Annotated in this window: 22 protein-coding genes and 1 pseudogene; 14 read left to right on the top strand and 9 right to left on the bottom strand. The window is 49.1% G+C overall.

The window, feature by feature from the left end; translation table 11 throughout:
* The first annotated feature begins 137 nt into the window (after positions 1–137).
* Both ABC831_RS08460 and ABC831_RS08465 read left to right on the top strand, forming a co-directional pair.
* Entirely contained in the window at positions 138–941 is an 804-nt protein-coding gene (locus ABC831_RS08460) for a formate/nitrite transporter family protein (protein WP_343247779.1), read from the top strand.
* 233 nt (positions 942–1,174) lie between these two features.
* A complete protein-coding gene (locus tag ABC831_RS08465) occupies positions 1,175–1,735 on the top strand; it encodes a helix-turn-helix domain-containing protein (RefSeq protein WP_343247780.1) in 561 nt (186 codons plus the stop codon).
* Positions 1,736–1,745: 10 nt separating this feature from the next.
* Here the strand turns inward: ABC831_RS08465 and ABC831_RS08470 are convergent, their stop codons facing one another.
* Genes ABC831_RS08470 through ABC831_RS08490 form a run of 5 tightly spaced genes read right to left on the bottom strand, consistent with a single transcriptional unit; the run spans position 1,746 to position 8,631 of the window.
* Entirely contained in the window at positions 1,746–3,536 is a 1,791-nt protein-coding gene (locus tag ABC831_RS08470) for a hypothetical protein (protein ID WP_343247781.1), read from the bottom strand.
* A gap of 12 nt (positions 3,537–3,548) precedes the next feature.
* Positions 3,549–4,424 (bottom strand): hypothetical protein, encoded by an 876-nt coding sequence (locus ABC831_RS08475; RefSeq protein WP_343247782.1) that lies wholly within the window; start codon positions 4,422–4,424, stop codon positions 3,549–3,551.
* A gap of 19 nt (positions 4,425–4,443) precedes the next feature.
* Positions 4,444–6,903, bottom strand: a complete 2,460-nt coding sequence (locus ABC831_RS08480; protein ID WP_343247783.1) for a glycoside hydrolase family 38 N-terminal domain-containing protein — start codon at positions 6,901–6,903, stop codon at positions 4,444–4,446.
* A 10-nt stretch (positions 6,904–6,913) separates the two neighbouring features.
* Entirely contained in the window at positions 6,914–7,747 is an 834-nt protein-coding gene (locus tag ABC831_RS08485; protein ID WP_343247784.1) for a carbohydrate ABC transporter permease, read from the bottom strand.
* Positions 7,747–8,631 carry a carbohydrate ABC transporter permease gene (locus tag ABC831_RS08490; RefSeq protein WP_343247785.1) on the bottom strand — a complete coding sequence of 295 codons (885 nt, stop codon included), beginning with the start codon at positions 8,629–8,631 and terminating at the stop codon, positions 7,747–7,749. The genes ABC831_RS08485 and ABC831_RS08490 overlap by 1 nt, the downstream gene beginning before the upstream one ends.
* A 230-nt stretch (positions 8,632–8,861) precedes the next feature.
* Between ABC831_RS08490 and ABC831_RS08495 the strand changes: the two genes are divergently transcribed.
* Both ABC831_RS08495 and ABC831_RS08500 read left to right on the top strand, forming a co-directional pair.
* Positions 8,862–10,658: a sensor histidine kinase gene (locus ABC831_RS08495; protein WP_343247786.1), complete on the top strand. Its 1,797-nt coding sequence runs from the start codon at positions 8,862–8,864 to the stop codon at positions 10,656–10,658.
* Entirely contained in the window at positions 10,651–12,273 is a 1,623-nt protein-coding gene (locus ABC831_RS08500; RefSeq protein WP_343247787.1) for a response regulator transcription factor, read from the top strand. Before ABC831_RS08495 ends, ABC831_RS08500 begins: the two co-directional genes overlap by 8 nt.
* Before the next feature lie 278 nt (positions 12,274–12,551).
* Here ABC831_RS08500 and ABC831_RS08505 read toward each other — a convergent pair whose 3' ends face one another.
* Together ABC831_RS08505 and ABC831_RS08510 are read right to left on the bottom strand one after the other, a co-directional pair.
* Complete coding sequence (locus ABC831_RS08505; RefSeq protein ID WP_343247788.1) at positions 12,552–14,486, bottom strand: right-handed parallel beta-helix repeat-containing protein; 1,935 nt, start codon at positions 14,484–14,486, stop codon at positions 12,552–12,554.
* An 87-nt stretch (positions 14,487–14,573) separates the two neighbouring features.
* On the bottom strand, positions 14,574–15,947 hold the full coding sequence (locus ABC831_RS08510) for an ABC transporter substrate-binding protein (RefSeq protein ID WP_343247789.1): 1,374 nt from the start codon (positions 15,945–15,947) through the stop codon (positions 14,574–14,576).
* Between the two features lie 179 nt (positions 15,948–16,126).
* Between ABC831_RS08510 and ABC831_RS08515 the strand changes: the two genes are divergently transcribed.
* Positions 16,127–16,780 (top strand): hypothetical protein, encoded by a 654-nt coding sequence (locus ABC831_RS08515; protein ID WP_343247790.1) that lies wholly within the window; start codon positions 16,127–16,129, stop codon positions 16,778–16,780.
* A gap of 110 nt (positions 16,781–16,890) precedes the next feature.
* On the opposite strand, the gene ABC831_RS08520 is transcribed toward ABC831_RS08515, so the two are convergent.
* Complete coding sequence (locus tag ABC831_RS08520; protein ID WP_173018957.1) at positions 16,891–17,280, bottom strand: hypothetical protein; 390 nt, start codon at positions 17,278–17,280, stop codon at positions 16,891–16,893.
* Positions 17,281–17,303: 23 nt separating this feature from the next.
* On the opposite strand from ABC831_RS08520, the gene ABC831_RS08525 reads away from it, so the two are divergent.
* The 4 genes and pseudogenes from ABC831_RS08525 to ABC831_RS08540 all read left to right on the top strand — a co-directional run bounded on the left by ABC831_RS08525 (position 17,304) and on the right by ABC831_RS08540 (position 20,763).
* Positions 17,304–18,248 (top strand): DUF6017 domain-containing protein, encoded by a 945-nt coding sequence (locus ABC831_RS08525; protein WP_055143522.1) that lies wholly within the window; start codon positions 17,304–17,306, stop codon positions 18,246–18,248.
* 36 nt (positions 18,249–18,284) lie between these two features.
* Positions 18,285–18,758 carry a PcfB family protein gene (locus ABC831_RS08530; protein ID WP_006775667.1) on the top strand — a complete coding sequence of 158 codons (474 nt, stop codon included), beginning with the start codon at positions 18,285–18,287 and terminating at the stop codon, positions 18,756–18,758.
* Between the two features lie 5 nt (positions 18,759–18,763).
* Positions 18,764–20,284: pseudogene (locus tag ABC831_RS08535) on the top strand (VirD4-like conjugal transfer protein, CD1115 family); the annotation flags it as partial.
* Between the two features lie 95 nt (positions 20,285–20,379).
* Positions 20,380–20,763 (top strand): TnpV protein, encoded by a 384-nt coding sequence (locus ABC831_RS08540; RefSeq protein WP_119251489.1) that lies wholly within the window; start codon positions 20,380–20,382, stop codon positions 20,761–20,763.
* A 50-nt stretch (positions 20,764–20,813) separates the two neighbouring features.
* Here ABC831_RS08540 and ABC831_RS08545 read toward each other — a convergent pair whose 3' ends face one another.
* Complete coding sequence (locus tag ABC831_RS08545; protein ID WP_055271594.1) at positions 20,814–21,662, bottom strand: helix-turn-helix domain-containing protein; 849 nt, start codon at positions 21,660–21,662, stop codon at positions 20,814–20,816.
* 341 nt (positions 21,663–22,003) lie between these two features.
* Here ABC831_RS08545 and ABC831_RS08550 point away from each other — a divergent pair, with 341 nt between their 5' ends.
* The 5 genes from ABC831_RS08550 (at position 22,004) to ABC831_RS08570 (ending at position 26,276) form a co-directional block, all read left to right on the top strand.
* Positions 22,004–22,297, top strand: coding sequence for a hypothetical protein (locus tag ABC831_RS08550; protein ID WP_002594258.1), 294 nt, complete (start codon positions 22,004–22,006; stop codon positions 22,295–22,297).
* Positions 22,281–22,586: a hypothetical protein gene (locus ABC831_RS08555; protein WP_055271589.1), complete on the top strand. Its 306-nt coding sequence runs from the start codon at positions 22,281–22,283 to the stop codon at positions 22,584–22,586. Before ABC831_RS08550 ends, ABC831_RS08555 begins: the two co-directional genes overlap by 17 nt.
* Before the next feature lie 425 nt (positions 22,587–23,011).
* On the top strand, positions 23,012–24,256 hold the full coding sequence (locus tag ABC831_RS08560) for a plasmid recombination protein (protein ID WP_118437749.1): 1,245 nt from the start codon (positions 23,012–23,014) through the stop codon (positions 24,254–24,256).
* A 15-nt stretch (positions 24,257–24,271) separates the two neighbouring features.
* Positions 24,272–24,958, top strand: a complete 687-nt coding sequence (locus tag ABC831_RS08565) for a CHC2 zinc finger domain-containing protein (protein ID WP_004612786.1) — start codon at positions 24,272–24,274, stop codon at positions 24,956–24,958.
* Entirely contained in the window at positions 24,918–26,276 is a 1,359-nt protein-coding gene (locus tag ABC831_RS08570) for a virulence-associated E family protein (protein ID WP_118359278.1), read from the top strand. The genes ABC831_RS08565 and ABC831_RS08570 overlap by 41 nt, the downstream gene beginning before the upstream one ends.
* Positions 26,277–26,504: the final 228 nt, after the last annotated feature.

The raw sequence follows: 26,504 nt of genomic DNA on the forward strand, positions 1-26,504 counted from the left end.
ATCAGCCGCGAACCCATAACCGGCGGGGCCGATTTCATTTAGACTCCGCCTTTCCCCCACCAACTCCCAATAGACACTTCCGCCTTTTTCTGGTATCTTAGTAGATATCAGTAATCTGTAAATAAGGGGAGATTTCCATGCATACATCCGTTGAAACTCTGAACCTGGTCATCGATAGCAGTAAGGCAAAGGCATCTATGCCCTGGCGGAAGCTTCTGGCCTTAAGTATCCTGGCCGGAATCTTTATCTCCGTCGGAGCCGCGGCTTCCAATACCGTGTCCAGCACAATAGAAAATCCCGCGTTAGCCAGGCTTTTAAGCGGATTGGTATTTCCTGCGGGGTTGGCAATGGTGGTCATCGCCGGCAGTGAACTTTTCACCGGCAATCATCTGATGATGATCGGTGTACTGCAAAAACAGATTTCGCTCGGGGGAATGCTGAGGAACTGGGGGATCGTTTATCTGGGAAATCTGTTGGGTTCCCTCATCACCGCGTTTCTAGTCGTTGTCAGCGGACAGCTGAATCTGTTCGGTTATCAGACTGCCGTTGCCACCATCCGGACGGCAGCGGCCAAATGCGCCCTTGACGTACCCCAGGCGTTTGCCCTCGGCATTCTGTGCAATATCCTGGTGTGTGTGGCAGTCCTTATGACCTTCCGGGCAGTCCATGTCACCGGCAAGCTGGCGGCGTTATATCTGCCGATTCTGGTTTTTGTACTCTGCGGCTTTGAGCACAGTGTCGCCAATATGTATTTTATACCCGCGGGCCTGATGGCAGCATCTGATCCCGGGTATGCGCAGGCTGCACTGGCGTCCGGGGTATCCTTTGATTCTCTCACTGTGATGAACGGAATAAAGAATCTCATCAGCGTATCCCTGGGAAATCTGGCCGGCGGCGCAGGACTGGTCAGCTGCCTATACTGGTATTCTTACAAGCGCTGATCTTTCTTTTCCCGTTTTCCTTAATATAAGTGATAAAAGAAAAGGGCCGCCATAGCTTTCGGGAATACCGCTGCAACTTGTGGTTGCGCAGATTCCAGCCCCGCTTGGTAGCCCTTTTTACGATTATCTTCTATACTATTCTATAACTACAACAGATCGTCTGACTCATTTATAGCTGATTCGATCGATTGCCATTTAAAATATTTCCAAATTCCATTACAGGAGGATGACTCATGACTTTAGGCCAAAAGATACAGCAGCTCAGAAAAGCAAGCGGCATCTCACAGGAACAGTTAGCGGAGCAGTTAAATGTCTCACGACAGGCGGTCTCCAAATGGGAGTTGGATGACGCTGTCCCGGAACTTAGCAAAGTCCTATTGCTCTGCGATCTGTTCGCCATCTCCGCAGACGAACTCCTCAGGGATACTCCCCGGAACACCGGGCCTTCCCTTGAACCGGAGGTACCTGCATCTTCGGATACAGGTACGAATCCGTCCATCGGCAGCAGCCTGCTCTCACAGTTAGCCCACATCAATACCAGTCATCAGGAGATCCTAACCGGCTTTAAAACCATGATCCTGGGATTCTTTCTCCTGGTCATTGATTTTCTCCTCTGCTGGGCTTATCAGCTCAAAGAGCAGCTCGTTGATATGGAATGGATGCCTGACATCACCTTCTATTTCTCAAAGCAGCCTATGCCCGTGTTTTTCTTTCTCACTTCTCTGATCATTCTTGCGGGATTGATTCTTATGGGCTTTGGCTTATTACACAAGTATAAGGGAGCCCGGCCATAGTGTCATGCTCTCAGCCCTTTTTCCACCGGACCAGGGTTGCCGTGTGCCGGCCGTCCCCTTCTGACTCGATCACATATTCACCAAAATCAGCAGGAATTACCGCGGCCTGGTACAAGTTTATCTGAGTCGAATATTCCGGATTCTTTTTGCTGTAGATCCTGGCATTTTTCCCTGCGGTCAGGGTTATGATATGGCAGTATTTTCCTTGCGTATCATATTCCCCTTTGTTCTGATAGTGGATCCGCTCGATCTCAAAAGGCATCTCCGGCACGGAGGAATAGCGGTCGATATAGTATTCCCGGGTCCATTTTACCACGGAAGGTTTTGCCCGCAGTTTCTTATCCACATAATCCTCCCTGCGGTATTTCGAAACCCGGAAAGAATGGTCCAGCTGCATTTTCAGAGGCTTCCCTGTCATGGTTTTCGTCTTGTCATCCCAGGAATTTCTGGCAAAATCATAGCTGAAAAAAGAATATTCCGTGCCGGCGATAGACGGACAGGTGTCCAGTTCCAGAACCATCTGATTACCGCCATGTCCATGATCCGTGCCAGGCGGGATCAGATACAGATCGCCCACATTGGATTCCCAGTTGCAGACATAATCTTTCCAGTCCTCTATCACCTCCTGGTTATTGGACTTCCTGCATTTGGCCTCCCACTCTTCCAGATCCGCATCATTATAAAATCCCATCCAGGTGTTGGCTCCCTCGTAGGCTTCCGCGATATAATAGGTCTCATACCTTCCGATCGGCTCATTAAAGTTCGTTTTTACATAATCCGTACTCGGATGCGTGTGGATCGGCATGGAGATCCGCTCCGCAGGCTGTTTATCCGGAAAATATCCGTCATCCAGCCACGCGTCCAGCGGGAACAGGTGCGGATAAGTCTCGCTCAGATACCGGCCTAACAGCTTATCCGGGTACTGCATCAGATTCACAAACGGAAGATTCAGCTGCTCTTCACGGCCCACATCAATGAGGATGGATAATTCCGGCCCGGCCAGCTCATTCCAGGCATTACATTCCAACCCCGGGATGTCCCAGAAATCTTTATACCGATACGCGCCCCAGGGACCAGGCTGATAGATCTCTACTTCTTTTACCGGATATTTCAGCATCGTACGGATCACCTCATCATAAGCTGCTTTCGGCAAAATCTTTAATTCTTCCGTTTTAACGGCCTCCACATAATAGTCCATTTTTTCGATTATAAAATGTTTCTGGAAGTGCAGTAAATAGTAGTCACAATAATAATATTCCTTCCAGTCATATTGAGGGTCCGGCTGATCCAGGGCAAACGGAATTAATTTTCCGTCCCACATACTCCACAGTAAAGGTTGTCTGGTCATATCAAAATAGTAGGTACGCGCATAGGAATCATACAGCTCCGGAACCGCAGCGCCATACCCGTATACGACAGTTCCCTTGCCTAACCGGTTCTTTAAATCCTGTATTTTCTCAGGGTCCATCAAATCAGAGATTTTCCCCTCCCTATTACAGTAACCAAAAGAGGGGTCCTCCGTAATATATTCCTTTTTATACTCCCGTATCTTCTCCATGGGCAGATACATCGACTGTGCCGGTATAAATTCCACCTCCGGACACAATTCCTTCAGCTTATCCAGAATCTCTGCAAAATCCACCCCGTACCAGCCGTCCAGGGCCACGGCGCCTTCCGCTCCCAGTATCTCTTTTGCCATCCGGCAGATGCAGTTCTTCTCCCCCATCACAATGGCGTTTTTTGCATCCTGCGAAATCTGAATTTTGTTCGACGCGTTGTGTCTTCCTTCATATAATGGCATCTTGTTTTCCTCCTATTTTTTTTTTGTGATTTTTAATTTACTGAGCATTAAATTCCCGAACATGGGCATTCCCATAACCGTACAGACTTCTCCGAAGAGAAACAGGCCAGGGGACAATGTTACAATTTCTTTTTCCAGCATACCTTTTATTCCCGCGCACCCGAAAACCAATGAATCCGGCTCCTGATAAAATTCGTTTACCGCATGCTGGACTTCTTCCGGCCTGATGTATCGCAGCTGCATTTTTTCTTCCAGATTCCTTCCGCTGACGATCTCCCCGTTTTGTACACTCAAATGGGCATTCACACCGTCAAATGTGGTCAGCGTCATATGTTCGAAATCCGTTTCCGCAAGCCCTGCCTCCGCTTTCTTTTGCGCCAGCCAAGAGGCTGCTTTTGCTCCGTTGATCTGCAGCACTTTCCGCTTGCCGCCAAGTTCCAGACGGACCTCTTCCAGAACCTTCGGATATATGTTTTTCATGCTTACCTGATACTCATACCGGTCATCCGTTATCAAAAAGATATTTACCTCTGTGCCATGGCTGATCAGTCCGCTTCGCCCATGCGCATCCATAGCAGCGCCGCCGCCCACCGCCGGACAGTTCAGCACATCCGAGAACATTTCCAAAAACCATTCTTCCCTGCCTGCATTTCCAAACAGGATAATGGCAGCCTGAATCGAACTCTTTTCCGGTAATTTTTTAAGCTGTTCCATAGCTTCGGAATAGGTCCCGTAAATGTGGCAGCCAGCCAGATCATAGGGCAGCAACACCCTATCCGGCTCCCCGCCTTCGGATCGTCCGGTCATTCCAAGACTTGCGCATCCAAAGACTCCTTTCAGCGGTTCTTTGTCGGGCAGATAAAATCCTATTTTCATTTTTTTGTTCAACCTTTCCCCCTGGTATGTTTTATGTGTTGATAATCAAAATCGGTTCTTTGTTCATTGACTGGACCACATCCGGCAGTTCCTCACTTTGGAAGCCGCCGTCTGCCAGCACCTCATAGCCAAACTCCATGATACCGCAGCTGTTGCAGACGAAATTCGTATCCCATGTATTATCAAAGATCATAGACAAAAGCCGGTCCGGATGCTCCGGCAGCTGTGACACACGTTCCGCCACGTGCGGCTCTCCAAGCACCATCAGTGAGGTGTCTATCCCGTTAAAAAGCCAGCTGTGTCCCTCCTGCTCATACCAGGCAAATCCATCTGTCGCATAATAATCCATACAGCTTCCCGGCAGCTGTCCAACTCCCGGCAGATAAGGCAGATCTGCATTATAGAATAGCGGAATCGTATGGACCGGGGACTGAAAAGCCAGATAAAACACCTCGGGATCAAAAGATGATTTCCGGTTAAACTTCACGTTCAGCCTTGCCCTGTTCTCCTTCTTATATAAGATAAGCTCCCGCTGTCCCCATTCCAGGGAGGGATGACTGAATTCCTGCCGGTATGTGACCGTATATTCATTATCCTCCGTTTTGACCGCGTCCTTTGCCTTTGCCGTGATGGTCTCCAAGGATTGTTCTCTCATCCGGGCTCTTTGCTTCTCATCATCTGCCAAAAAGATATCCTTCAGCACCCAGCGGGGAGCAAAACCTTTCGGACGGCAGGACAAAAATGATCCAAATTCTCCTTCTACAACAACCGCTCCTTCCCGGCACACACGGCAAGGCCAGTGCCTGTGATCCAGCTCTATCTCCAATGGTGCCTCTGCCTCTTGTCTGCAGGTTATGTCCTCCTCTTCACCGGTCAGCAAGCGATATCCTCTCTCTTCAAACGGGTCAAGGCGATCCGCCCAGAATCTCGCCACCTGTCCGGGAACACAGTCGCTGAAGGTCTTTGAGACATTTTCTTTGCTCAGATGGGATTGTGCTTCCGGGCGTTTGAAGTTGGAAGGACCTTCTTCCAGAATAAACGGGTATTTCTTATGACTCTTCAAGTCTTCCACACCGAAATAATTTCCTCTGAGGCAATGATAAGGGAACCGGACCCAGTTACTCACCGGATACCTGCCGGGGTTGATCAGACAGACCTCTTTGGCTGTTTCCCTGTTTCTTAATAAATCCGCAGTCAGATTTTCCGATAGGGCCAAAGCCCGATAGGCAAATATATTTTTTTCCGCCGCCATCATTCTGGTATCCACGGAATACGGTGAGGCCACCGACTGCCAGGAACCGTAGGTATGCTCATGGAACATGCACAGCTGTTCAACCGCATCCTGATAGTCGTCAAACTGTTCCGGTGACATCCCCAGCGGTTCCTGCCACCCGGTATCCTGCTGTACTGCCGGTCCGTTCTTTGCCAGCATATCCACTGCTTTCAGATTCACAGCCGCCTTTTTTCCCACTGCCAGTTCCACCGGCGCACTGACCGTGCCGTTGGCCCACCAGTCGACCCATTCTCCTTTTTTCACCGGAATGTTATCTTTATTTTCCTCTTCCAGGCACCGCATCGCTTCTGTGGCTGTCGTCATCCGGATCTCAGGCTTTAAGCCCAGTTCCCTCCATTTCCGCACGAATTCGGCAATGGGGCCGAAAGGCGGGTCATTGTCAACCCGATAGTTGTTCGTCACCGAAACTAAAAGCCGTTCATAGGGGTATCCGCCATATATTTTATTCTGTGTGAACCCATCCCTGGACTGCTCCATGTTTTCACCGCTTTTTCCCTCCAGCAGCCGTATGGTTTCCACACACCGCCGGTGGGCCGAACGTACGGATTCCTCGTCGGCTTTCCAGATATCACCAGGACCGGGAGGACGGTAGCACAGATCCGACACGGCCGGTACCGGTCCGATCCGCCAGTTCTCGTTAAACAGGAAATAGCCATCGCAGTATCCGGAATTCAGCCACACGAACATTCTTCTGCCGTCCGGCATCTCCCAATAAAAAGCGGAGGGAGTGGGGCATGGCGGCAGCGCGTTATATGTGTTGGGCCCGATCCAGAGCGCGTTCATGCCCTGATCCAGCGCCCGTGTCAAAGCGGCCCGGGGCATACCGTTTACATCATTCTGCATAAGGGAGGCAGGCTTCCACCGCTTTGTTAATTCACAGGGCAGCCACTTTAAGATACGATCCCATTCCCCGGATGTGTGGAACGCAGTCGTATTAAACGCCATCCCGCATATATCCAGTTTCCCGGCCTGCAGCGCTGTGACCAGCCGTTCACGGTCACATGCGGCCGCGCTCTCCCACCAATCCGCTGCCGGAAGCGCGGTTTCCGCCGTCCAGTAAAAGTCGGGATCTTCCATAGCCAGCTCAAGCGCCCGGCCCACATATTCCTTTTGCAGCCTTCGCGCATATAACGGGTGATCCGTAAAACCAAAATCCGTATGAGAATGATGGATGATATCGATTTTTTGAATTGACATATGTACACACTTATCCTTTCACCGCTCCGGAGGTCATACCCTCGATAATATATTTCTGGCACAGGAAGTATACGATCAGCACCGGTATAATCGTGAGGATCACATCCGCGAATACCAGGTTCCATTCCGATGCGTATCTTCCGCAAAAATTATAGATCGTCATCGGCAGTGTCCATTTTTTCGGATCACTCATAAAATATAACGGCAGCTGAAATTCATTCCAGACCGACAAAAACACTGTTACAATGATTGTGGCGTTTACCGGTTTCAGAAGCGGAAATACCACCCGGAAATATACCTGCAGCGGATTACAGCCATCTATGACTGCCGCCTCGTCAATCGTGGTGGGGATCGACGGAAAGAAACCGTGATAAATAAAAATACAAAAGGATACCGATGTAGCTACTTCCAATAAGATCAGGCCGGCCAGCGTATTCATCAGATGAAGCGTCTGCATGATCTTAATCGTGGGTATCATGGAAATATTAAATATCAGCCCTAAAATCAGCAGATAATATAGAAAACGATTCATTTTTGACCGGTTTCTGGAAAGTACATAAGCCGCCATGGAGCTTAAGAGGACACAGAAGATAACCGCAGTTCCGGTTATGAGCATGCCGTTTCCAAAGGCCCGTAGCACATTTGCCTCTTCAAATACTTTTACATAATTTTCAAAATGCAGGCTCTGCGGCAGGGATATACTCAGCAGATCCGCTTCTGCCGACGTTTTCAGGGAATTAATGACTGCCAGAGCGATAGGGTACAGTACCGTCAGGGAAAGTATCCATAGAAATATCTCCAGAAGCACACGGGCAAACCGGCTTTTCTTCGTTCGTATGCCCATCAGAACTCCACCTCCCTTTTTTTCAGCAGGCTTAAGCCCGCGAAGGCAAATCCCGCAATCAGAATGTTCAGCATCAGCTCATAGGCCGTAGCCATACCGTATCTGCCGGATGACAGTTCCTTGTAAACCATGGTGGCCAGCACCTGCGTCTGAGTGCCCGGTCCGCCTTTGGTGATCGAGATAATCAGGTCGAAGATCTTCAGGCCGCCCACAAAACTCAGAAATAGATTAATTGTGACAGAAGAGATCAGAAGGGGCAGCGTGATCCGGAAGAACCTCTGTACTCCGCCTGCTCCGTCGATGGCAGCCGCCTCATAGTAGTCTTTCGGAATTCCCTGCAGCCCGGCGATATAGATTACCGTGGAGAACCCCACTCCCTTCCAGATGCCCGCCCAAAGAACACTGTTCATGGCGGTCGCCGGGTCCGCTGTCCACTGTCGGGCGAGACTGTCAAGCCCCATCCCCCTTAGCATCGTATTGATAATACCGTACTGGGGATTATACATTGCCGTGAACAGCAGGCCGATCGCCAGGGGGCACAAAACAACAGGGATAAAAAATACAGTTCTGAGCCATGTCTGTGATTTCAGACCCTTGTTCAGTGCCAGGGCCAGCATCAGCGCAATCACATTGGTAAGTACCAGTGTGCCTATGGCATAATAGATGGTGTTGCCGATGGACCTCCAGAAAACCCTGGACATGGACGGATCTGTAAATATCTGTATGAAATTGTCGATTCCGTTAAAATGGATCTCCGATACGTAGATATTCCAGTCCGTAAAGGCAAACACCTCCCCGAAAGTAATCGGTATCAGATAAAAAATACCATATAGCAGAAGAACCGGTATGGCAAAATACAGCGGGTAAATTCTGCTTTTCTTCACTCACAGCACCTCCTTTATCTGTTTTTCTTTATCATACCGATCCTGGCTTTTTTCTTAAATAGACAATCTGAAGGTCGATATGGACATTCTTAATTTATGCCCCCTATCCCCTATACTCCCTCCCGGACCATTGTTATAATATAGACAGAGTATTACTATAAGACTTACCCGCTGTACCGGTCACGCCGGCCAGAAACTGAGAATGGAGTGAAATGAACTTGAAGACGATCATGAAGAGACGGACACTTCGAAAAAATTTGTTCCTGTCGTTTGCGCTGATAGTTATAGCGATCGCAGGCTTGTACCTGCTGCTCTTTTTTGGCAGGGATTACAAAAATTCGAAAGAGCGGTATCTGAAGGATTGGGAAAGGCTTGTCTCCCAGATCGCAAGCCAGACCGATGATTATTTCACTTCCATGAACAATATTACAGTTCAGCTGGTATACAGCAATATCATCTATGAGTCCCTGGTCGCTGCCAATGCGGATGCAAGCAGCTCTAATTTCTTTGATGACAACTCCCAGATCAAGAAAAATTGTTCCCTGCTTATGTCGGCTTACAGTTCCATTACCAACCAGGCTTCCAGAGTGAGTATTTTTGGTATGCAGGGGGATTATTGTTCGGTAGGTTCATCCAGGCGGAATCTTCGTACATCCGATATCTTACAGCTGGATCTGTTGAAAGCTTCTGAAAAGAAGGGAGGAGCTCTGTGTATCCTCGGTCCGTTTCCCGACCCGCTGTCAGAGGACAGGAATGACGACAGGTACATCTACAGCGCTTCCAGAATCATGAAATATGGTTATGGTTCCTATGGTTATGTTGAGGTACAGCAGCCTTATGAAATATTAAATAAAATATGCAGTGTATCTCCGGATATGGAAATCTTTGTCTATGATGACAGGGGAAATATGCTGTATCCTGTGAATACCCGGACGCCGGACTCTTCGGAACAGGAGCTTTGCCGTCTCAGGCTGCAGAAGGTGAAACAGCAATTGGCTGCCGCGGATTCCTGCCTGTTAAAAACAGGGGATGAGATCCTGGGCGGAGCCAAGCTTAAGAATAACCTGATTCTGGTCGCCGCGGAAAAGCAGTCCATGCTGTTTTCCGATCTTTATCAAGTTCGGAACAATACCGTATTTTTTACATTGATCGTATGTTTTCTCTGCATCCTGATCGTGTACTCCGTAAGCGGCTATACTTCCAAGTCTGTGGAAAAATTAACCCGCGCCGTAAAGAATATTGATTTTCAGGATTATACGCTTCCCATAAGCCCGGATGAATGTACCACGGATGAGACAAGGCAGCTGGCGGAAGTAACCGGGCATATGTTACAGAAACTAAAGCAATTCGCCACGCTCACCTCCGAAGCCCAGGCCCGGGAACTTCAGGCTACGATAGCCGCGCTCCAGTCTCAGATCAATCCGCACTTTATGAACAACACACTGGCCGCCATCAGTTCCTCCGCCCTGGAAAGCGGAAATATGAACGTAGTCTATATGTGTTCCCACCTGTCACGCATGCTTCTCTACACCCTGGACGCGGAACAGGAATCCACTCTGGATACGGAGGTGGAGTATACACGGCATTATCTGGAGCTCATGCGATACCGTTATGACGGGGAGTTGAAATATGACATTGAAATTCCACCGTCCCTCCTGTCGGTCAGGGTACCGCGGCTGATTCTTCAGCCTCTGGTTGAGAACTGCATCTATCACGGCTTTGACTGTGACCGGGAAATCAGGATCATACAAATAAAAGGGGAGCAAAAGGACCAGCTCTGGACCGTCCGTGTGACGGACAACGGATGCGGTTTTTCCGGGGAAGCGCTGCAGCGGATTACCGCCGAACAGGAGAAAATCCGGGCGCTGCTGGACAGCGGCCGCTCTTCCTTTATGAGATCGGAAGAGCTGGGCGTCTTAAATACTTTTTCCCGCCTTTACATTCTTCAGAAAACCCATACGGTATTTGAGATACATTCGTCACCAGCCGGCGCAACGGTTATCATAGGAGGACAGATTCATGATTAAAGTATTTATCGCTGAGGATGAAAAGTTATTGTTAAACGGACTGATTACGTTTCTGAATTCGTCGGACGTGCCTTTGAAAATTATCGGCTCCGCCTTAAACGGGCAGGATGCATGGGAACAAATCCGGAAGAATCCCCCCGACCTGCTCATCACGGATATCCGTATGCCTGTGATGACCGGCCTTGAGCTGATTGAACGGGCCACCAGGGACTACCCCGAAATCATGACCATCATCATCAGCGGTTACAGCGACTTCGAATACGCCAGAACATCTCTGCGCCTGAATGTGTCCGATTATCTGTTAAAACCGCTGATGCCGGACGAGGTGATCCGCACACTGTCCGATGTGGCCGCTGTCATTGAAGGACGTAAGCAGCAGGAGGTCACGAATTATTTCCGGCTGGCATTTTCCCAGTCCACGCAGCCGCCCCGTATTCCCACTGCCCTGGACGCGATCCCCTTTTATCTGTGCGCCTATTCCTGCGCAGGTCCCATCGTGACAGAGGATCAGTTATCCATCCTGGAAGCGATTCCACAGTATACCGGACAATTCCGTGATATGGTACAGCAGCTGCTTTCGGATGCCGTATTCTGGATCGTCCGCGGCAAATATACCAACGAGAGCGTCATGATCCTGGGATTTGAAGCAGATCCTTCCGTCTATGAGGATACGCTTACGAAACTATGGGAGCGGCTTATGGCTTTTATCCCAAATAACACCATGGTGATTGGCCGTCCCCTTGTAGACAGTCATGGGATTCTGGATGAGATCCGCAGGCTGCGGGCCTCCCTGAAACAGCATATCATACTGGGCATCTCGCAGACATTATACTACGACTACGAATCCGACAATCTGGCCTATCCCTATCTTCCAAAAGATACGGAGTCCAGGCTGTCCTTTGCGATCTCCTCCAATCAACAGCAGAAATTTGCCGCGGAATATGCCCGGTTTCTGAAGAACTGCCAGGGTGAGCATTACTCTCAGCTTCAGATAGAGATCCTTCTGCGCCAGATTTTACATTTGTTCAAATTCAGTTCCACTACGCTGCATGCGGATCTGGAATTGGATCTGATGCAGGCGGTGAGCTCGTCTTCTTCCTTTCAGCAGCTTCTGGAGCAAACCAGCCGGATCTATCAGATCCCGTTCCAAAAAGATGAGACCGCGCCTTTATCCGCAGTCTCCTCTTATGATTTTGCTTTTCAGATTAAAAAGTACCTGGAAGAAAACTATAACAAGCCGATCTCATTAAATGACCTTTCCGAAAAATTTCATTACTCCGTAGGATATCTGTGCAATGCCTTCCGTAATGCCTATCATGTCACACCTCTGCGCTGCCTGAACCAGATCCGCATCTCCCATGCAAAGAAGCTGCTGAGCGGGAATATCGATATCCTCCTTAAAGATGTGGCGTCCTGTGTGGGCTTTGCAGATCCGCTTTATTTCAGCCGGCTGTTCAGGAAAGAGACTGGGATGTCTCCTACGGAATATCGGGACAAATGGGAGGGGGGGAATAAGTGGATGGGGCCGGCCGGAGCGGGCCGGGATTTTCTTTCTCCGCACCGGGAGGGGCCGGCTTTTGCGGGGGTGGGGCCGGGCGGCAATTCTCGCGGGTAGAAATCACTTCGGCCGGGCCTAAGAACAGGTAACTCCGATGGTGGGAGAACCTCTTATTGGCAGGGCCTGGAACAAACTCGCCAAAGGACGGCTCGAACAGTGTTCCAGGCCCTGCGAGGTTCTCCCATCATCTGCGTAACCTGTTCTAAGACCCGGTCTCAAGTGATTTCTACCCGCGAGAATTGCCGCCCGGCCCCACCCCCGCAAAAGCCGGCCCCTCCCGGTGCGGAGGAAGAAAATCCCGGCCCGCTCCTACTTTGGTGATGTTTTATTATACTTTAAGGGGAAACTGGGGGATGATTCATGGAGTTCTTGAATCTGGCTGTTATGCCTGTCTGGGCTGCGGTTTCATGGGGATAATTATAGTCACAGGGCTTTTTATTTATTGTATTGGAATGAATTTGATTTGTTTGGAATCGTTTTTCCTGCATGATGTTGTGGTAATGGATCGGGACTACGGTCTGATATATGATATTTTCCCGTACTTCTATACCGCCGCTGGCTTCATCCATATAGATGCCGCCGGGGAAGCCTTTTTGGCAGGTGTATTCTTCATGCTGGTGCCCTTTCCAGGAATTGTGGACCATTATTTCTTTTGGGTAGGAGGGGCCCTGGTAATTGCCCGCTATTAGATTGTGGGTTATTTGGGTGCCGGGCTGCAGTCCTAAGGTGTATATTCCGGCGCCGTCGTGCAGTTCTGTCAGCACGTGGTGGATGTAATTATAACGGACTTCATGTTCCCGGCAGACGCTTTCTTCGCTGTAACGCTTGAAATGGGGCAGCGGCTTGTAGGAATAGCGGGTGTCGGAATCGGGGTCTACATAACCCCAGCCCCAGCCGAGGGAGATAGCGGAGTAGGGAAGGTCGCACAGTTCATTGTGTATGATGTGGAGACTCTTCGCGTAGCCGCAGAGAATGGCTGCGGAGCCCTTGAACTCTGCTCCTGCGTTGTGGATATAGCAGTTTTCCACATGGTTGTCCCGCACGATCTCACGGCTGTCAGACGGATGGGCATCGGTCTCCTGAAAATCTCCGGCCTGGATGCCGTTTCCGCTTATATCGCTGATTTCACAGTAGGTAAGACGGTTATCTGCGGAGCCGTGCTGCAGGTCCACCGCTCCGTTTCCCAGATGTAAGAAACGGCAGCTGTCAAATAGAATTCCCTTTGCATGGTCCAATATGACGCAGGATTTCGTTTTTTTAAAATAGGAATAGGTGAGCTCGTCATCATCCGGGTCTTTTAAAATGTTGGCCTGTACGTCGGGATGTCCGTTGATTCCTGGATCGAGGAATGTCGTATATTGGAATGTAAGGTCCTGAAAGACCAGGTTTTTGATTGGTCTGTCTTTTTCTCCATGGATGACCAGCAATTGTTCGGCTATCGGAAGTTCTACTTTCCGTTCTGTTATGGGAACCCCCTTTGGATAAGCTACATAGAGAAGGTGCTCTTGTCTGTCCAGATACCAGTCGCCGCCTGCGCCCAGCAGTTCGTATAGGTTTTCTGCATAGCTGGGGCCGTCGATCTGCATGCCGATCTTGATTTGGCAGTCTTTAAAACACGGCTGTTTCATTTTCAGGAAAATACCTTCTTTTGTCTCGCTGACGGACTCTACCGGACAGATGGAGTGTGTCCAGCCCACGTCGTAGACAAATTCGATGTCCTGGGGATTTCGGCATGTGAGGAACATGGGGTCCTGTGTCAGGTATCCCTCGTAAATATCGCACTGCCGCTCTCCGTTATAATGGCTGCCTGTTTTCCGGTATCTTTGGAAGGTGTCCGAATGAACCGTTTCCCATGCCCTGTTTTTTTGTGTTCCGGTCCTGGTTCTGGCAGCCCGCTGCCCGTCTATGTAGAGATGTCTGGAATACACACCTTCCGGAACTTTGGCTTTCCATATGGTGTATTCCTCCTGTTCAGACGCCTTTTCCCAGCCGGAGATAGGGATGGAGCCCCCAATGCAGGGCTGTTCGCCCGGATATGCCTGGTAAGTGATTTTCGTTCCATCTATGGCGGAGTCATCTGCCGTGAAAATCTCCGGGGTCTGATACCGGTATTCCCCGCCGCGCAGATAGACGGTGATGTCGCAGCCGTATTCCTTCTGCAGGTCTTTCGCTTTTTTCTTTGCCGCGCTAAGGTCCGGGAACGGGTCTTCCTTTGTGCCTGCGGCACCCGGATTCGCTCCGGGTGCCACGTAGATTTCCAAATTCTTCACATTTAGCCTCCATGTATGCGAATTCTGTTACTATTAACCTCCAATGACAGAGGTGTTTATCTATAGGGGCCTTTGCCCGGGCCGCTGTCACCAGCCGGGAATTCCCTGTGCTTTGGCGTTCTTGGCTATCTCATCGTCGATGGCTTTTAACACGTCAGCAGGCCCGCAGTTGCCCAGGAACATTTCCTGGATCTGCTCGAAGGATGAATTCCCATAACTTGCCGGGATAAAGTCAAACCAGCTTACTCCGCTTTTGCCGCTGCGTACCGCTTCCTGTGCTTCTTTTATCTGGGGAAGCAGACTGTCGATCGATACATTGTCAAACCAGGGCGACTGTTGTTTCGCGGTATACATTTTCTCGACAATATCCGGCCGGGCCAGGAAATTGAATAATTGGAGCGCTTCGTCGATATGTTCGCTGTTCTTGTTGATGTACAGGGAATTCGATGAGGTGACACCATAACAATCGCTTCCGTCAACCGGGAAAGGAATAAAGCCGAGTTTTTCCGCATAATCCGGATATTTTTCCATTCCTTCGCCAAAACAGGAATCATTGAACACTAACATGGCTGCCGTTCCTTCATATAATGCGCTGTATTGGCCGCTCCAGGTATCCGACATGGCAGTCTCTCCGAAATATCCCTTTTTGTAAAAATCATTCTGGCGTTCCAGACATTCCACCGCCTCCGGCAGATCGGCAAGTTTTATCTTATTTTCCCCGTATTGTTCCCAGAAATCGGCAGTCTTTGCCGCTATGTAGGACCCCCAGTACGTATCCATCCATGTCTCTACCGGCCATACATCGCCTCCTGCCAGGTAAATCGGTGTGATTCCCTGATCTTTGATTTTCTGGCAGACATTTTCCAGCTCTTCAAAGGTCTTCGGAATCTCCAGATTCAGGTCTGCGAATATCTGCTTATTGTAATAGATTCCCCAATACTGCGCTCCCGCAATGGGGAAACCATAGACTACACCATCCCACTTGGAAAACTTATCCAAAAGATCCTGATTCACATTTTCAAGGCACGGATCACTGGTGATATCCAGGAAATTCTCTTCGGCCAGCAAAGCCGCCTCTCCTGTCCCGCCATTGTAATATTCCACGATATCCGGCAGCTCTTTTGTGGCGATTTTGGCTCCCATAATATTGTTATTCATATCATCAGGGTTCGTGATCAGCTCCACCTTGATTCCTGTCTCTTCTTCAAACTGCTGATAAACTTCGTTGTCCACATCCTTAAACCAGCTTTTAGAACCCATAAGTGTCAGTGTAACGCCGCTGCCGGCTGTCTGTGAATCTTTGGCCGCCGGCTGTTTGTTTTCGTTCGGCTGCCCCTCCTGCTGCGCGGATTCCTGTGACTGATCTTCCGGCTGCGCAGCAGCACCGCTGTTATCCGAACCGCAGGCGGTCAGAGAAAGGGTAAGGACCAGTGCCAGTAACATACTGCATGTTTTCTTCATTCATAATACCTCCCGTTTATTTGATGTGTTTATTATATCTGTTTTATTTTTAAAACCAAATGGATAATATTTCGATGAGTATAGACAATCTTAATATCCCTTATCCATTTGCTTTCCCATTGCCAAATGGCGTGCTATACTTGCGCTAACCTATAGTATGTGAGGAAGGGGAAAGGTATATGCAAAATACGCAGCTTCAGCAGCAGCTAAGTGAAGTCATCGATTTTATCTGTTGCCACGGCAGTTCCATCCGTTTCTTATCCTCCGGCGTCTGGGTGGACCGGGAGTGGGATACCCCGAGACAGAGCACCGGTCCAATGTTCGAGTTCATATATCTGATGAGCGGGCAGACAAGGATATACCTAAACGGTATCACCCATTCAGTCAAAAAAAATGATCTTCATCTCCTGGAGATCTCTGGCAGCAGTACGGGGGAAGGCGGACATTTTCAGATGTATTATCTGGACTTCTGCTTTGATAACCCCACTCTGGCCGACCGGTTTTACGGCTGCTGCAGCCGTCTGTCGGCATACTCGGAGTGTATGAATCTGGCAGGCCTGGAGTCCTATTTTCTGGAGATACATTTTGAAAATATCGCCGGTCAGGAATTCCGGCATCAGAAAATGCTGTGCATTCTTAAGGATCTGCTCATCTGCCTGTACCGCCGCTGCGCTGTCTCAACGGATCATTCCTCAGGCCGGACCGGCAGACAGCAGTTTCTCCATGATGTGCTGAATTATCTGGAACAGAACTATATGTACCCGCTATGTCTTAAGGATGTAGCGGATCTGGTACATCTGAATCCCAGATATTTAAGCAGGCTGTTCAAATAATGAGGTGTGATAGCGATAGCGGCAAAAAGCTAATAAAATCAATGGTTTTGCGGACAGCGGATAGACAGGGAATGTGTTAAAAACTGAATACGCACACAAACGGCGTTACCTTAACCCCTTTGGGGGAGAAAGTAACGCCGTTTTTTTATGCCCGCAGGAAAGGAGGTGCAGCCGGAATGTATTTCACAAAGGGCAAGCAGCGGGCGTTTGAATTGCTCATGCAGCAGAAGCCGGGATTTGACCGCTATCAATCCGGTTGTGCCGGAGATGATGAAGATTGCGGCACTTGCCGTTTCTACCGCCCCGGGTGGAAATATGAGTTTTGCGTTTTCAAAGAGTGTCCCTATTGCCCCGGCAAAAGGACGCGGAAAACGCACGCCAGCATGGACAAATAGACGGGCAAAAGCCCTTGTGCCATGCGGCTTTGCAGACGCGAAAACGGCAAAGGGCATATTGCAATACCAAAACAGCCGAAAACGGCTTTCTAATTGTCCACGCATACCAAGAGAGGAAGTGAGGAAATATGGCAGTTTTCAGAGTGGAGCGAAATACGGGATATACCGTTATGAGCAACCACCACTTGCGAAACAAGGAATTGTCCTTAAAGGCAAAGGGCTTGTTGTCGCAAATGCTTTCGCTGCCCGAAGATTGGGATTATACCCTTGCGGGCTTATCCCATATCAACCGGGAGAAGATCGACGCAATCCGCGAAGCGGTCAAAGAACTTGAAAAAGCCGGATATATCGTCCGCAGCCGGGAACGCGACGAGAAAGGACGTTTGCGCGGTGCGGATTATGTCATATACGAGCAGCCGCAGCCCAAAGAGCCGGAAGCAGCTACCAGCAGCGAACAGCCGCCTACATCGGATTTACCTACATTGGAAAATCCAACATTGGATAATCCAACGTTGGAAAAACCTACGTTGGAAAAACCTACGTTGGAAAATCCAACGCAATTAAATAAAGATATATCAAGTAAAGAACAATCAATTACTGATTTATCAAGTACCCATTCCATTCCTTTCCATTCCCTAAATCCCTTGCCTTATGAGCAGGACGAAGCGGCTACGCCGCCGGAAAGGAAAAGAACGGAAGCGAAAACAAACAGCGCAATAGAGATTTATCGGGAAATCATCAAAGACAACATCGACTATGACATTCTCATTCAAGACCCCAAAATGGATAAAGACCGTTTGGACGAGATTGTAGAAATCATGCTGGAAACCGTCTGCACAGCCCGAAAGACAATCCGTATCGCCGGGGACGACTACCCCGCCGAACTTGTCAAATCAAAGTTTATGAAGCTGAATAGCAGCCACGTTGAGTTTGTTTTGGACTGCATGAGGGAGAACACAACCAAAATCCGCAACATCAAGCAGTATCTAAAAGCGGTGCTGTTCAACGCACCGAGTACCATTGACAGCTACTATACCGCCCTTGTCAATCACGACTTTTACGGCAGCAAATGAGCATAGCCGCAGTTTACCGGGAAAGGAGTTGATACCTTGCAGGAGGAAGTAACCCAAAAAACGATTGCCCTATCCGTCAATGTGGGAAAAGGCGCGGCAAGGCTTACCGAACAGGCGTTGCAGAAAGCAATCAAGAAGTTTTTGGAGCAGAAAAGCAAAGCCCCGCATGGGAAACAGACCATGCGGCAGCTTATGAAGCAAAATGCGGGTGTTTCCAACATCGAGATCACCGACAGCAATATCAAAGCCTTTGAGAGTACCGCGAAGAAGTACAACATAGATTTTTCGCTGAAAAAGGTTAAGGGCGAACAGACCCGTTACCTTGTGTTTTTCAAAGGCAGGGACGCGGACGTTATGACCGCAGCGTTTCAAGAGTTTTCCGCAAAGAAGCTGAACAGGGATAAAAAGCCCTCTATCCGCAAAGCCCTTGCCGCAGCAAAGGACAAGGCGAAGCAGCTTAACGCCGCCCGCGACAAGGTAAAGAAAATAGACAGGGGGCGCGAGATATGAAGCAGATGAACTACAAAAAGTTGATAATCCCGAATATCCCCTATGTGTTCTTTGTCTATCTCTTTGATAAGGTGGGACAGGCGGTGCGGCTTGCCCCCGGCGCGGATATTTCCGAAAAGATACTCAATATCACACAGGGATTTTCCGAAGCGTTTTCAAATGCCTTGCCGAGCGTTCACCCGTTGGATTTGCTTATCGGCATTGTCGGCGCGGTGGTTATCCGTCTGATTGTCTATGTCAAAGGGAAAAACGCAAAGAAATACCGCAAGGGCGCAGAATACGGCAGCGCACGTTGGGGCAACGCCGAAGATATAAAGCCCTACATCGACCCGGATTTTCAGAACAACATCATTTTGACGCAGACCGAACGCCTTACCATGAACAGCCGCCCGAAGCAGCCGAAATATGCGAGAAATAAAAACGTCGTGGTGATCGGCGGCAGCGGCAGCGGCAAGACAAGGTTTTTCGTAAAGCCTAATTTAATGCAGCTTCATTCTTCCTACGTCTTGACCGACCCAAAAGGCACCGTCTTAATCGAGTGCGGAAAGCTCTTGCAGCGCGGCGGCTACAAGATAAAAGTGCTGAATACGATAAACTTCAAGAAATCCATGCGATATAACCCCTTTGTGTATATCCGCAGCGAAAAGGACGTGTTAAAGGTTGTCAATACCCTTATTGTCAATACCAAAGGCGAGGGAGAAAAAAGCGCGGAAGATTTTTGGGTGAAAGCCGAGAGATTATTATATTGCGCGTTGATCGGCTACATTTGGTATGAAGCCCCCGCCGAGGAAATGAACTTTACAACGCTGCTTGAACTTATCAATGCAAGCGAAGCACGCGAGGACGACGAGGAATACCAAAGCCCCGTTGATCTGCTCTTTGCCGATTTAGAAGAACGCAGCCCCGACCATTTCGCGGTGAAGCAATATAAAAAATACAAATTGGCGGCGGGCAAAACGGCAAAGTCAATCCTTATTTCTTGCGGTGCGCGTCTTGCCCCTTTTGATATAGAGGAACTCCGGGAACTCATGTCCTATGATGAATTGGAACTTGATACATTGGGCGACAGGAAAACCGCGCTTTTCCTCATAATGAGCGATACCGACGACACCTTTAATTTTGTTATCGCTATTCTGCAATCGCAGCTTTTCAATTTGCTTTGTGATAAAGCGGACGACGAATACAACGGCAAATTGCCTATTCATGTCCGGTTTTTGCTTGATGAATTTGCCAACATCGGGCAGATACCCCGCTTTGATAAGTTAATTGCGACCATTCGCAGCAGGGAAATGTCCGCTTCTATCATTCTGCAATCGCAGAGCCAACTAAAAGCCATTTACAAGGACGCGGCAGAAATCATACTTGATAATGCCGACAGCACCTTGTTTTTGGGAGGACGTGGGAAAAATGCAAAGGATATTTCGGATAACTTGGGACGGGAAACAATCGACAGTTTCAATACTTCCGAAAATCGCGGCACGCAGGTTTCTCATGGACTTACTTATCAAAAATTAGGAAAGGATATGCCATAATTCATGGTGACGAGTTCAGTTGCCTTGAATAACAGATGAACAGGGACACGATCAACTGGATTCGGATAAAACGAAAACAGGAGGTCGCTATGAAGAAATTGAAAAAGCATATCCATGATGACAGTAACGGTCTGGACTATGTTCTGGTCGGAGACTACTATATTCCAGACTTACAGCTGCCGGAGGAAAGCCGCCCAATCGGACGGTGGGGACGGATGCACAGGGAATATCTGCAAGAGTATTGTCCCGACCGGTACAATGAATTGCTTCTGTCTGGAAAGCTGTGGACATATCTTGCCGATCTGGATGAGCAGGCACAGAACCGTCTGGATTGTATCATTGCCCAGATAAAAGAAACAGAGGGAGTCACGGAGGAATTGAAAGCAAAAGACCAGCTTGCATGGGTCGGTCACATGAACAGCATACGCCACCGGGCAGAGGAAGTCATTCGGTCTGAGATGATTTTCGTCTGAGAAGGTGGAAAAACTGAGGCCATTCACTTTTATAGTGGATGGCCTTTTTGCTACCTGCGCTTTTTCTTTTTTGGCATATAATACGGCTGTGACTTGGCTTTTCCCCGCATATTGTTTGGGTTTTTAAGCAGTTTGGACAGGCTCAGTATCCGCAGAAAAGCCGAAAAGTCCTCGGATGAAATTTTTTCAAAAGGAATCTGCATTTTATCACAGAACTCATGGATCATAGCTTCTGTGTCGGTTCCCATCTGTATGGCCTGTTCAAAATTCTCTTTGACCTCATCCAGTGTTGGCTGTGGGTCGGCTGTGGTCTTGTCTTTCAAATGGGCTTCCCGTATATCCCGGACAATGCTGTCCAGATCATCATGAAGGATATGGCTGTAAAAATCGTTCTCCTGTACCTGACCCAATTCCAGCGTCCGCATATACAGATCATTTTCTCCAGGTGCGTGTTCTTTCAGAATGGTCTGCCGGGTAGCTTCCAGAATCAGATTCATCTGGTTCACCCGCATATCAGCGAGCTGGTCAATAAAGATTTCCATATCAACCATCAGCCGCAAAAAATTTGGATGAGTCGCCAGTTCACAAAGCAGGCGGTTGTTGATCTTTCCGCTGCTCAAAAGTTCCACCATAGCGTCACTCAGATGCAGAGCTTGAAGCTCCGTGTTTGGGTGATTTTTATTTTCTGACACGCCCATCAGATAATCAGTGGACACTCCGTAAAACTTTGCCAGTGTCGCAATCGCAAATGGGCTGATGTCTTTGTAGTCATCGCTCTCATATTTCCCCAGTGCCGACTTAGACAGGCCGGTCTGTTCTGCCAGCTGTTCCAGCGTCAGGTGCTTATCCACCACTCGCAGGTCTTTGAGCCGTTCCGGGATTGACAGTTTTGTGTACATCAAAGCACCTCCTTGCCATCGGTTTTTGTTTTTCATTATAGCACATTTCCGAGAGCGTGGAAATATGCGGTTTTCATGTGTTTTTCCTGCGTCTTGGACATACGGGAGCAGCCCTCTTTTTTCGGTAAACTGGTTCTTGTCAGGAGACATAGAACCTTGAAAAATGAATGACCGACTGCAAGGGGGACGACCTCCGGGGAAGTGACGCCACGATAAGAGCGCACCAAAGAGGACAATACGCTGGGAGAGAATCCGGGCAGGAATATTTTGCAGACAGACCGGCAGACAGAAAAATAAACGATGCGGAACATACCGCATCAAATGAATGGAGGTAGATCATTATGAAACTGAATATGAAGGAAAAGAAAATTCTTTACGCTTACGCCTGCCCCAGCCATCACAACACAGTGACAAGGCTGAAATGGCTGACAGCATTGACTGTTGACCCGGAGGCGAAAAGCCAGATGCTTCATCTTGCTCGTAAAATTGAGACAGAGACAGAGGAAAGGTGGTACGAAGCCTTTTACCATCATCTGCGTATGGAGATGGACGAATACCGCCGGATTAGACGCAGTCTGCGTGCGCTGAAAGCAAACACCGATTATGAGGAGGAACTGTATGAGGAAGCTGTCTAAATATGAAAAAGAAACCATCATCAACTGGAATGAGGGCGAGACGATTGCCAGTATCTACACCTTCAATGCCAGCTTGAAACGCAGACTGGAGGATTTCAGCCGGAAGTACCCTCTGCTGTGCCGCTTGGAACGCAGTACGCCGGAAGGTAGCGTGACCTATGTGATGGACAAGTCACGACTTTCGATCCGGCTGGTGCCGCCGTACAGCGAAGAACGGCTGGCAGCTGCAAGGGAGTACGCAAAAGAGCATGGCTTTCAGGTCATACAGACAGAAGAAAAAATCGCTTAAAATGAGGGCGATTTACGAAAAAATATCGGGTCTGCACCCGCTGTTTTGATCGGCAATTTCCGCAGGCGTATTCTGTATCCACTTCTCGCCTATGGGCGTAAATGTACGGATACGGAGCCGGTGAAACTGGCAAAAACCGCTTCTGCGGTGAAGGCCAGCTTCGCCGGTGCGGGAGTACAGAGGGCAGCCAGCCCTTTGTGCCGGGGTGCAGGGGCGGCAGCGCACTGCTGGGGTCAAGGGGCAATGCCCATTGGCGGGTTGAGGGCAGCCAGCCTCATCGGGTCAAGGGTGAAACGCCTTGCCCAGGGAAAGTTGATGCCTGCGTCAACTTATACTGGGTATTACCTGACGCAAAACTTCGCAGGTCTGGCGGCTTTGCCGCCCTCCCCAGCCCAGAACATCTTTGCAGGAAGGAGGAAAAATGTTTGAAATTAACAAGACACAATGGACGATCTGGGAAGCATGGCACTTACAATCCCCGGCACAATGACCGTCGGTTCGATGTAGAAAATAGCGAACACATTGACGCTGAGCGTGCCAGACAAAATGTGTACTGGGACTGTTACCGGGGCTTTACCACCCACGACTTTCGGGAAAACCCAGAGCAGCCGGATTTCAGCTTTGAGGAAATTGAACGGATGTATTACTACGAGCATTATGCCGACCATGTCAATGCTCAGAACGCCCGGAACGAGAAAACCCGGCACATTGAGCGCAATCGCACTGTGGATGATCTTTTGAAAAATAACAAGACCTGTCCAGAAGAAAGCATCTACCAGATCGGCACTATGGAAGAATCCGTTCCGCCAGAGACTTTAGCGCTCATTGTCAGTGAATTTTATGAGGAATTTGAAAACCGTTTCGGTTCTCATATCCACATTTTAGACTGGGCGCTCCATCTGGATGAAGGAACTCCGCACATCCATGAGCGCCATGTATTTGACTGTGAAAATCGGTATGGAGAGCTGTGCCCCCAGCAGGAAAAGGCGTTGGAGGAACTGGGTATCCCTCTCCCTAAACCGGAACAGCCAAAAGGAAAGCACAATAACCGGAAACAGACTTTTGATGCAGTCTGTCGGATAATCTTATTTGACGTTGCCAAACGGCATGGGCTGCATCTGGAACAGGAGCCGTCTTATGGTGGGCGTGACTATTTGGAAAAGCAGGATTATATCCTGATGAAGCAGAAGGAGCAGCTGGCGACACAGGAACAAAAGCTGGAGGAACTGACGCTAAAAATTGAGGATGTAGAAACCTTGCTGGAAGATGTTTCCGGTGCAGCCTATGACAAGGCGGTGGAGGTTGTGACCGACAAGGTTCGGGAACAAACCCAGCTTGAAGATATGGAAGTAATTGAGAAATATCGAAAGAGCGTGGTATCGCCCAATGCCAAAAATTCGCCAGAAGTTGTGAAGATAGCGAACACTCTGCTGAGTAGGGTGCGAGAAAAATTACAGCAGTCTGCTGAAAAAGTTCTCAAAAAGGTACAGGCGGTGCTGTTAAAACCGGAGGTCAAACAGGCTGGCAAAGAGCAGATCAAAAATAAAGCCAGAAAATCCATTAAGGAGAAGCTGGCACAAGGCAAACTGGACGCTGATCGGGAGAACCGGGAGCGCTGGGAGCGTGAAGGACGGATTGCTCCAACAAGAAAACAGGATATGGAATTGTGAGGCATCTGATTTTCTATGGAAACCGGATGCCTTTTGCATTGTTTGGAGGTGGAAGAAACGAATGTATTTGAAGCAGTAAAACAGTCTGTTACCACAAGGCAGGCTGCTTTGGTTTATGGAATTTCAGTAGGACGCAACGGGATGGCTTGTTGCCCGTTTCACGATGACAGGCATCCCAGCATGAAGGTGGACAGACGGTTCCATTGTTTTGCCTGTCAGGCAGATGGAGATGTGATTGATTTCACTTCCCGTCTTTTTGGACTAAGCAGTAAAGAAGCTGCCTTAAAGCTGGCAGAGGACTTCTCAATCAGCTTTGACCGCAAAGGCCACGATCCGCCACAAAAGAGAGTAATCAAAAGAAAAATCAGCGAGGAAATGCGATACCGGCAGGCAGAGCAGAAATGCTTTCGGGTGCTGTGCGACTACCTGCGTTTGCTGGAACGATGGAAAGAAGAATATGCGCCCAAACAACCGGAGGATGACTGGAATCCTTTGTTTGTGGAGGCTCTGCACAGGCAGCCATATATCGAATATCTGTTGGATCTTCTTCTGTCTGACAGCATAGAAGAACGAGCTTTTGTAGTTGCGGAGTATGGAAAAGAGGTGAGGAAAATTGAACAGCGAATATCAGAGTTTATCGCCAGCCACCCAGCAGGCTGTGATGAGCGCAGCCGAAGCCATAGCGCCGGAACAGAGCGTTGATAAGGTGCGGCAGAGCCTTTCTGTTACCGACAAGGGAAAAACAGCCAACACCATCGACAACTGCCGGATTGTGTTCTGCTGCGATCCACTCCTGCGGGATGCCATCCGGCTTAATCTCCTGACAGACCGGGTAGACATTGTACAGGACTTGGGCTGGCGCAGGAATACCAGCGCTCTGACGGATACTGATGTGAAATATCTTCTCCTCTATTTTGAGAGAAACTATGAGCTGACCAGTGAGAAAAAGATCACGGCTGCCCTTTCTATCGTAGCAAACGAAAATTGTTACCATCCAATTCAGGATGTGCTGAACAGTCTTGTCTGGGACGGTACACCACGCATCCGATCCTGTCTGCACCATTTTCTTGGTGCTGATGAAAGTGACTATGTGGAAGAAATGCTGAAACATTTCCTGCTGGGTGCTATACGCCGGGTATTCCGTCCCGGTTCCAAATATGAAGAAATGCTTTGTTTGGTGGGCGGTCAGGGTGCCGGGAAGTCCACATTCTTCCGACTGCTGGCGATCCGGGACGAATGGTTCTCTGATGACCTGAAGAAGTTGGATGACGACCGGGTATTCCAAAAGCTACAAGGTCACTGGATCATTGAGATGTCAGAGATGCTTGCCACCAGCAGCGCAAAGAGCATTGAAGAAATCCGTTCCTTTATTAGCCGACAGAAGGAAACCTACCGGACACCTTATGAATCTCAGCCTAAAGACCGGCTTCGGCAGTGCGTGTTCGGTGGTTCCTCGAATACCCTGGACTTTCTGCCGCTGGATCGAGCCGGGAACCGGCGCTTTCTCCCAATCATGATTTACCCGGAGAAGGCAGAGGTTCACATTTTGGAGGACGAGGACGCTTCCAGAGCGTATCTGTTGCAGGTATGGGCAGAAGCTATGAGCATTTACCACAGCGGCAAGTATTCCATGAAATTCAGCAAGTCCATCCAGCGTCAACTGGTGGAGGTGCAGAAAGACTTCATGCCGGAGGACACCGAAGCTGGACAGATACAGGGATTTCTGGAACACTACACCGGAAACATGGTCTGCTCAAAACAGCTGTTCAAGGAGGCGCTGGGACATACCTTTGATGAGCCGAAGCGGTGGCAGCTCCACAATATCAATGAGATCATGAACACGGTCGTGACCGGTTGGAAGCCTTTTTCCAATCCCCGGATGTTTGCCGGATATGGCAGACAAAAGGGCTGGGAACGGGACACTTCCGGCAACGAACTACCCAGCAACGAAGGTGGATTTGTAGAACTGAGTGAAGAAGAATGCCGTCAGCTGGAACTTCCGCAGGAGTGGATCGCCTGACAAGGACGGTCTGTTGCCGGGATAGTTGCCAGTTGGTTGCCGGGTTCGTTGCTGATAAATTTATGGTTTTGATATGGAAAAAGCCCGTAAATAAAGGATTTTTATTATCTATCTATGTTTCCGGCAACGAAAGCAACGAGATTTTACAAGAAAATTTGAAAAGTAAGAAATCAGGGTCAGACGATAGTTTACAGGTTTTTTGATGTCCGTTGCCGGACTTCGTTGCCA

This window comes from Diplocloster hominis, assembly GCF_032380655.1.
Lineage (GTDB): Bacteria > Bacillota > Clostridia > Lachnospirales > Lachnospiraceae > Diplocloster > Diplocloster hominis.

Coding starts and splice junctions, on each gene's coding strand:
- ABC831_RS08470 (WP_343247781.1), bottom strand. CDS start 3,536: ATGCCATTATATGAAGGAAGACACAACGCGTCGAACAAAATTCAGATT.
- ABC831_RS08495 (WP_343247786.1), top strand. CDS start 8,862: ATGAAGAGACGGACACTTCGAAAAAATTTGTTCCTGTCGTTTGCGCTG.
- ABC831_RS08485 (WP_343247784.1), bottom strand. CDS start 7,747: ATGGGCATACGAACGAAGAAAAGCCGGTTTGCCCGTGTGCTTCTGGAG.
- ABC831_RS08565 (WP_004612786.1), top strand. CDS start 24,272: ATGGAAACCGGATGCCTTTTGCATTGTTTGGAGGTGGAAGAAACGAAT.
- ABC831_RS08510 (WP_343247789.1), bottom strand. CDS start 15,947: ATGAAGAAAACATGCAGTATGTTACTGGCACTGGTCCTTACCCTTTCT.
- ABC831_RS08545 (WP_055271594.1), bottom strand. CDS start 21,662: ATGTACACAAAACTGTCAATCCCGGAACGGCTCAAAGACCTGCGAGTG.
- ABC831_RS08500 (WP_343247787.1), top strand. CDS start 10,651: ATGATTAAAGTATTTATCGCTGAGGATGAAAAGTTATTGTTAAACGGA.
- ABC831_RS08550 (WP_002594258.1), top strand. CDS start 22,004: ATGAAACTGAATATGAAGGAAAAGAAAATTCTTTACGCTTACGCCTGC.
- ABC831_RS08570 (WP_118359278.1), top strand. CDS start 24,918: ATGAGCGCAGCCGAAGCCATAGCGCCGGAACAGAGCGTTGATAAGGTG.
- ABC831_RS08540 (WP_119251489.1), top strand. CDS start 20,380: ATGAAGAAATTGAAAAAGCATATCCATGATGACAGTAACGGTCTGGAC.
- ABC831_RS08460 (WP_343247779.1), top strand. CDS start 138: ATGCATACATCCGTTGAAACTCTGAACCTGGTCATCGATAGCAGTAAG.
- ABC831_RS08520 (WP_173018957.1), bottom strand. CDS start 17,280: ATGCGTGGACAATTAGAAAGCCGTTTTCGGCTGTTTTGGTATTGCAAT.
- ABC831_RS08555 (WP_055271589.1), top strand. CDS start 22,281: ATGAGGAAGCTGTCTAAATATGAAAAAGAAACCATCATCAACTGGAAT.
- ABC831_RS08465 (WP_343247780.1), top strand. CDS start 1,175: ATGACTTTAGGCCAAAAGATACAGCAGCTCAGAAAAGCAAGCGGCATC.
- ABC831_RS08525 (WP_055143522.1), top strand. CDS start 17,304: ATGGCAGTTTTCAGAGTGGAGCGAAATACGGGATATACCGTTATGAGC.
- ABC831_RS08515 (WP_343247790.1), top strand. CDS start 16,127: ATGCAAAATACGCAGCTTCAGCAGCAGCTAAGTGAAGTCATCGATTTT.
- ABC831_RS08480 (WP_343247783.1), bottom strand. CDS start 6,903: ATGTCAATTCAAAAAATCGATATCATCCATCATTCTCATACGGATTTT.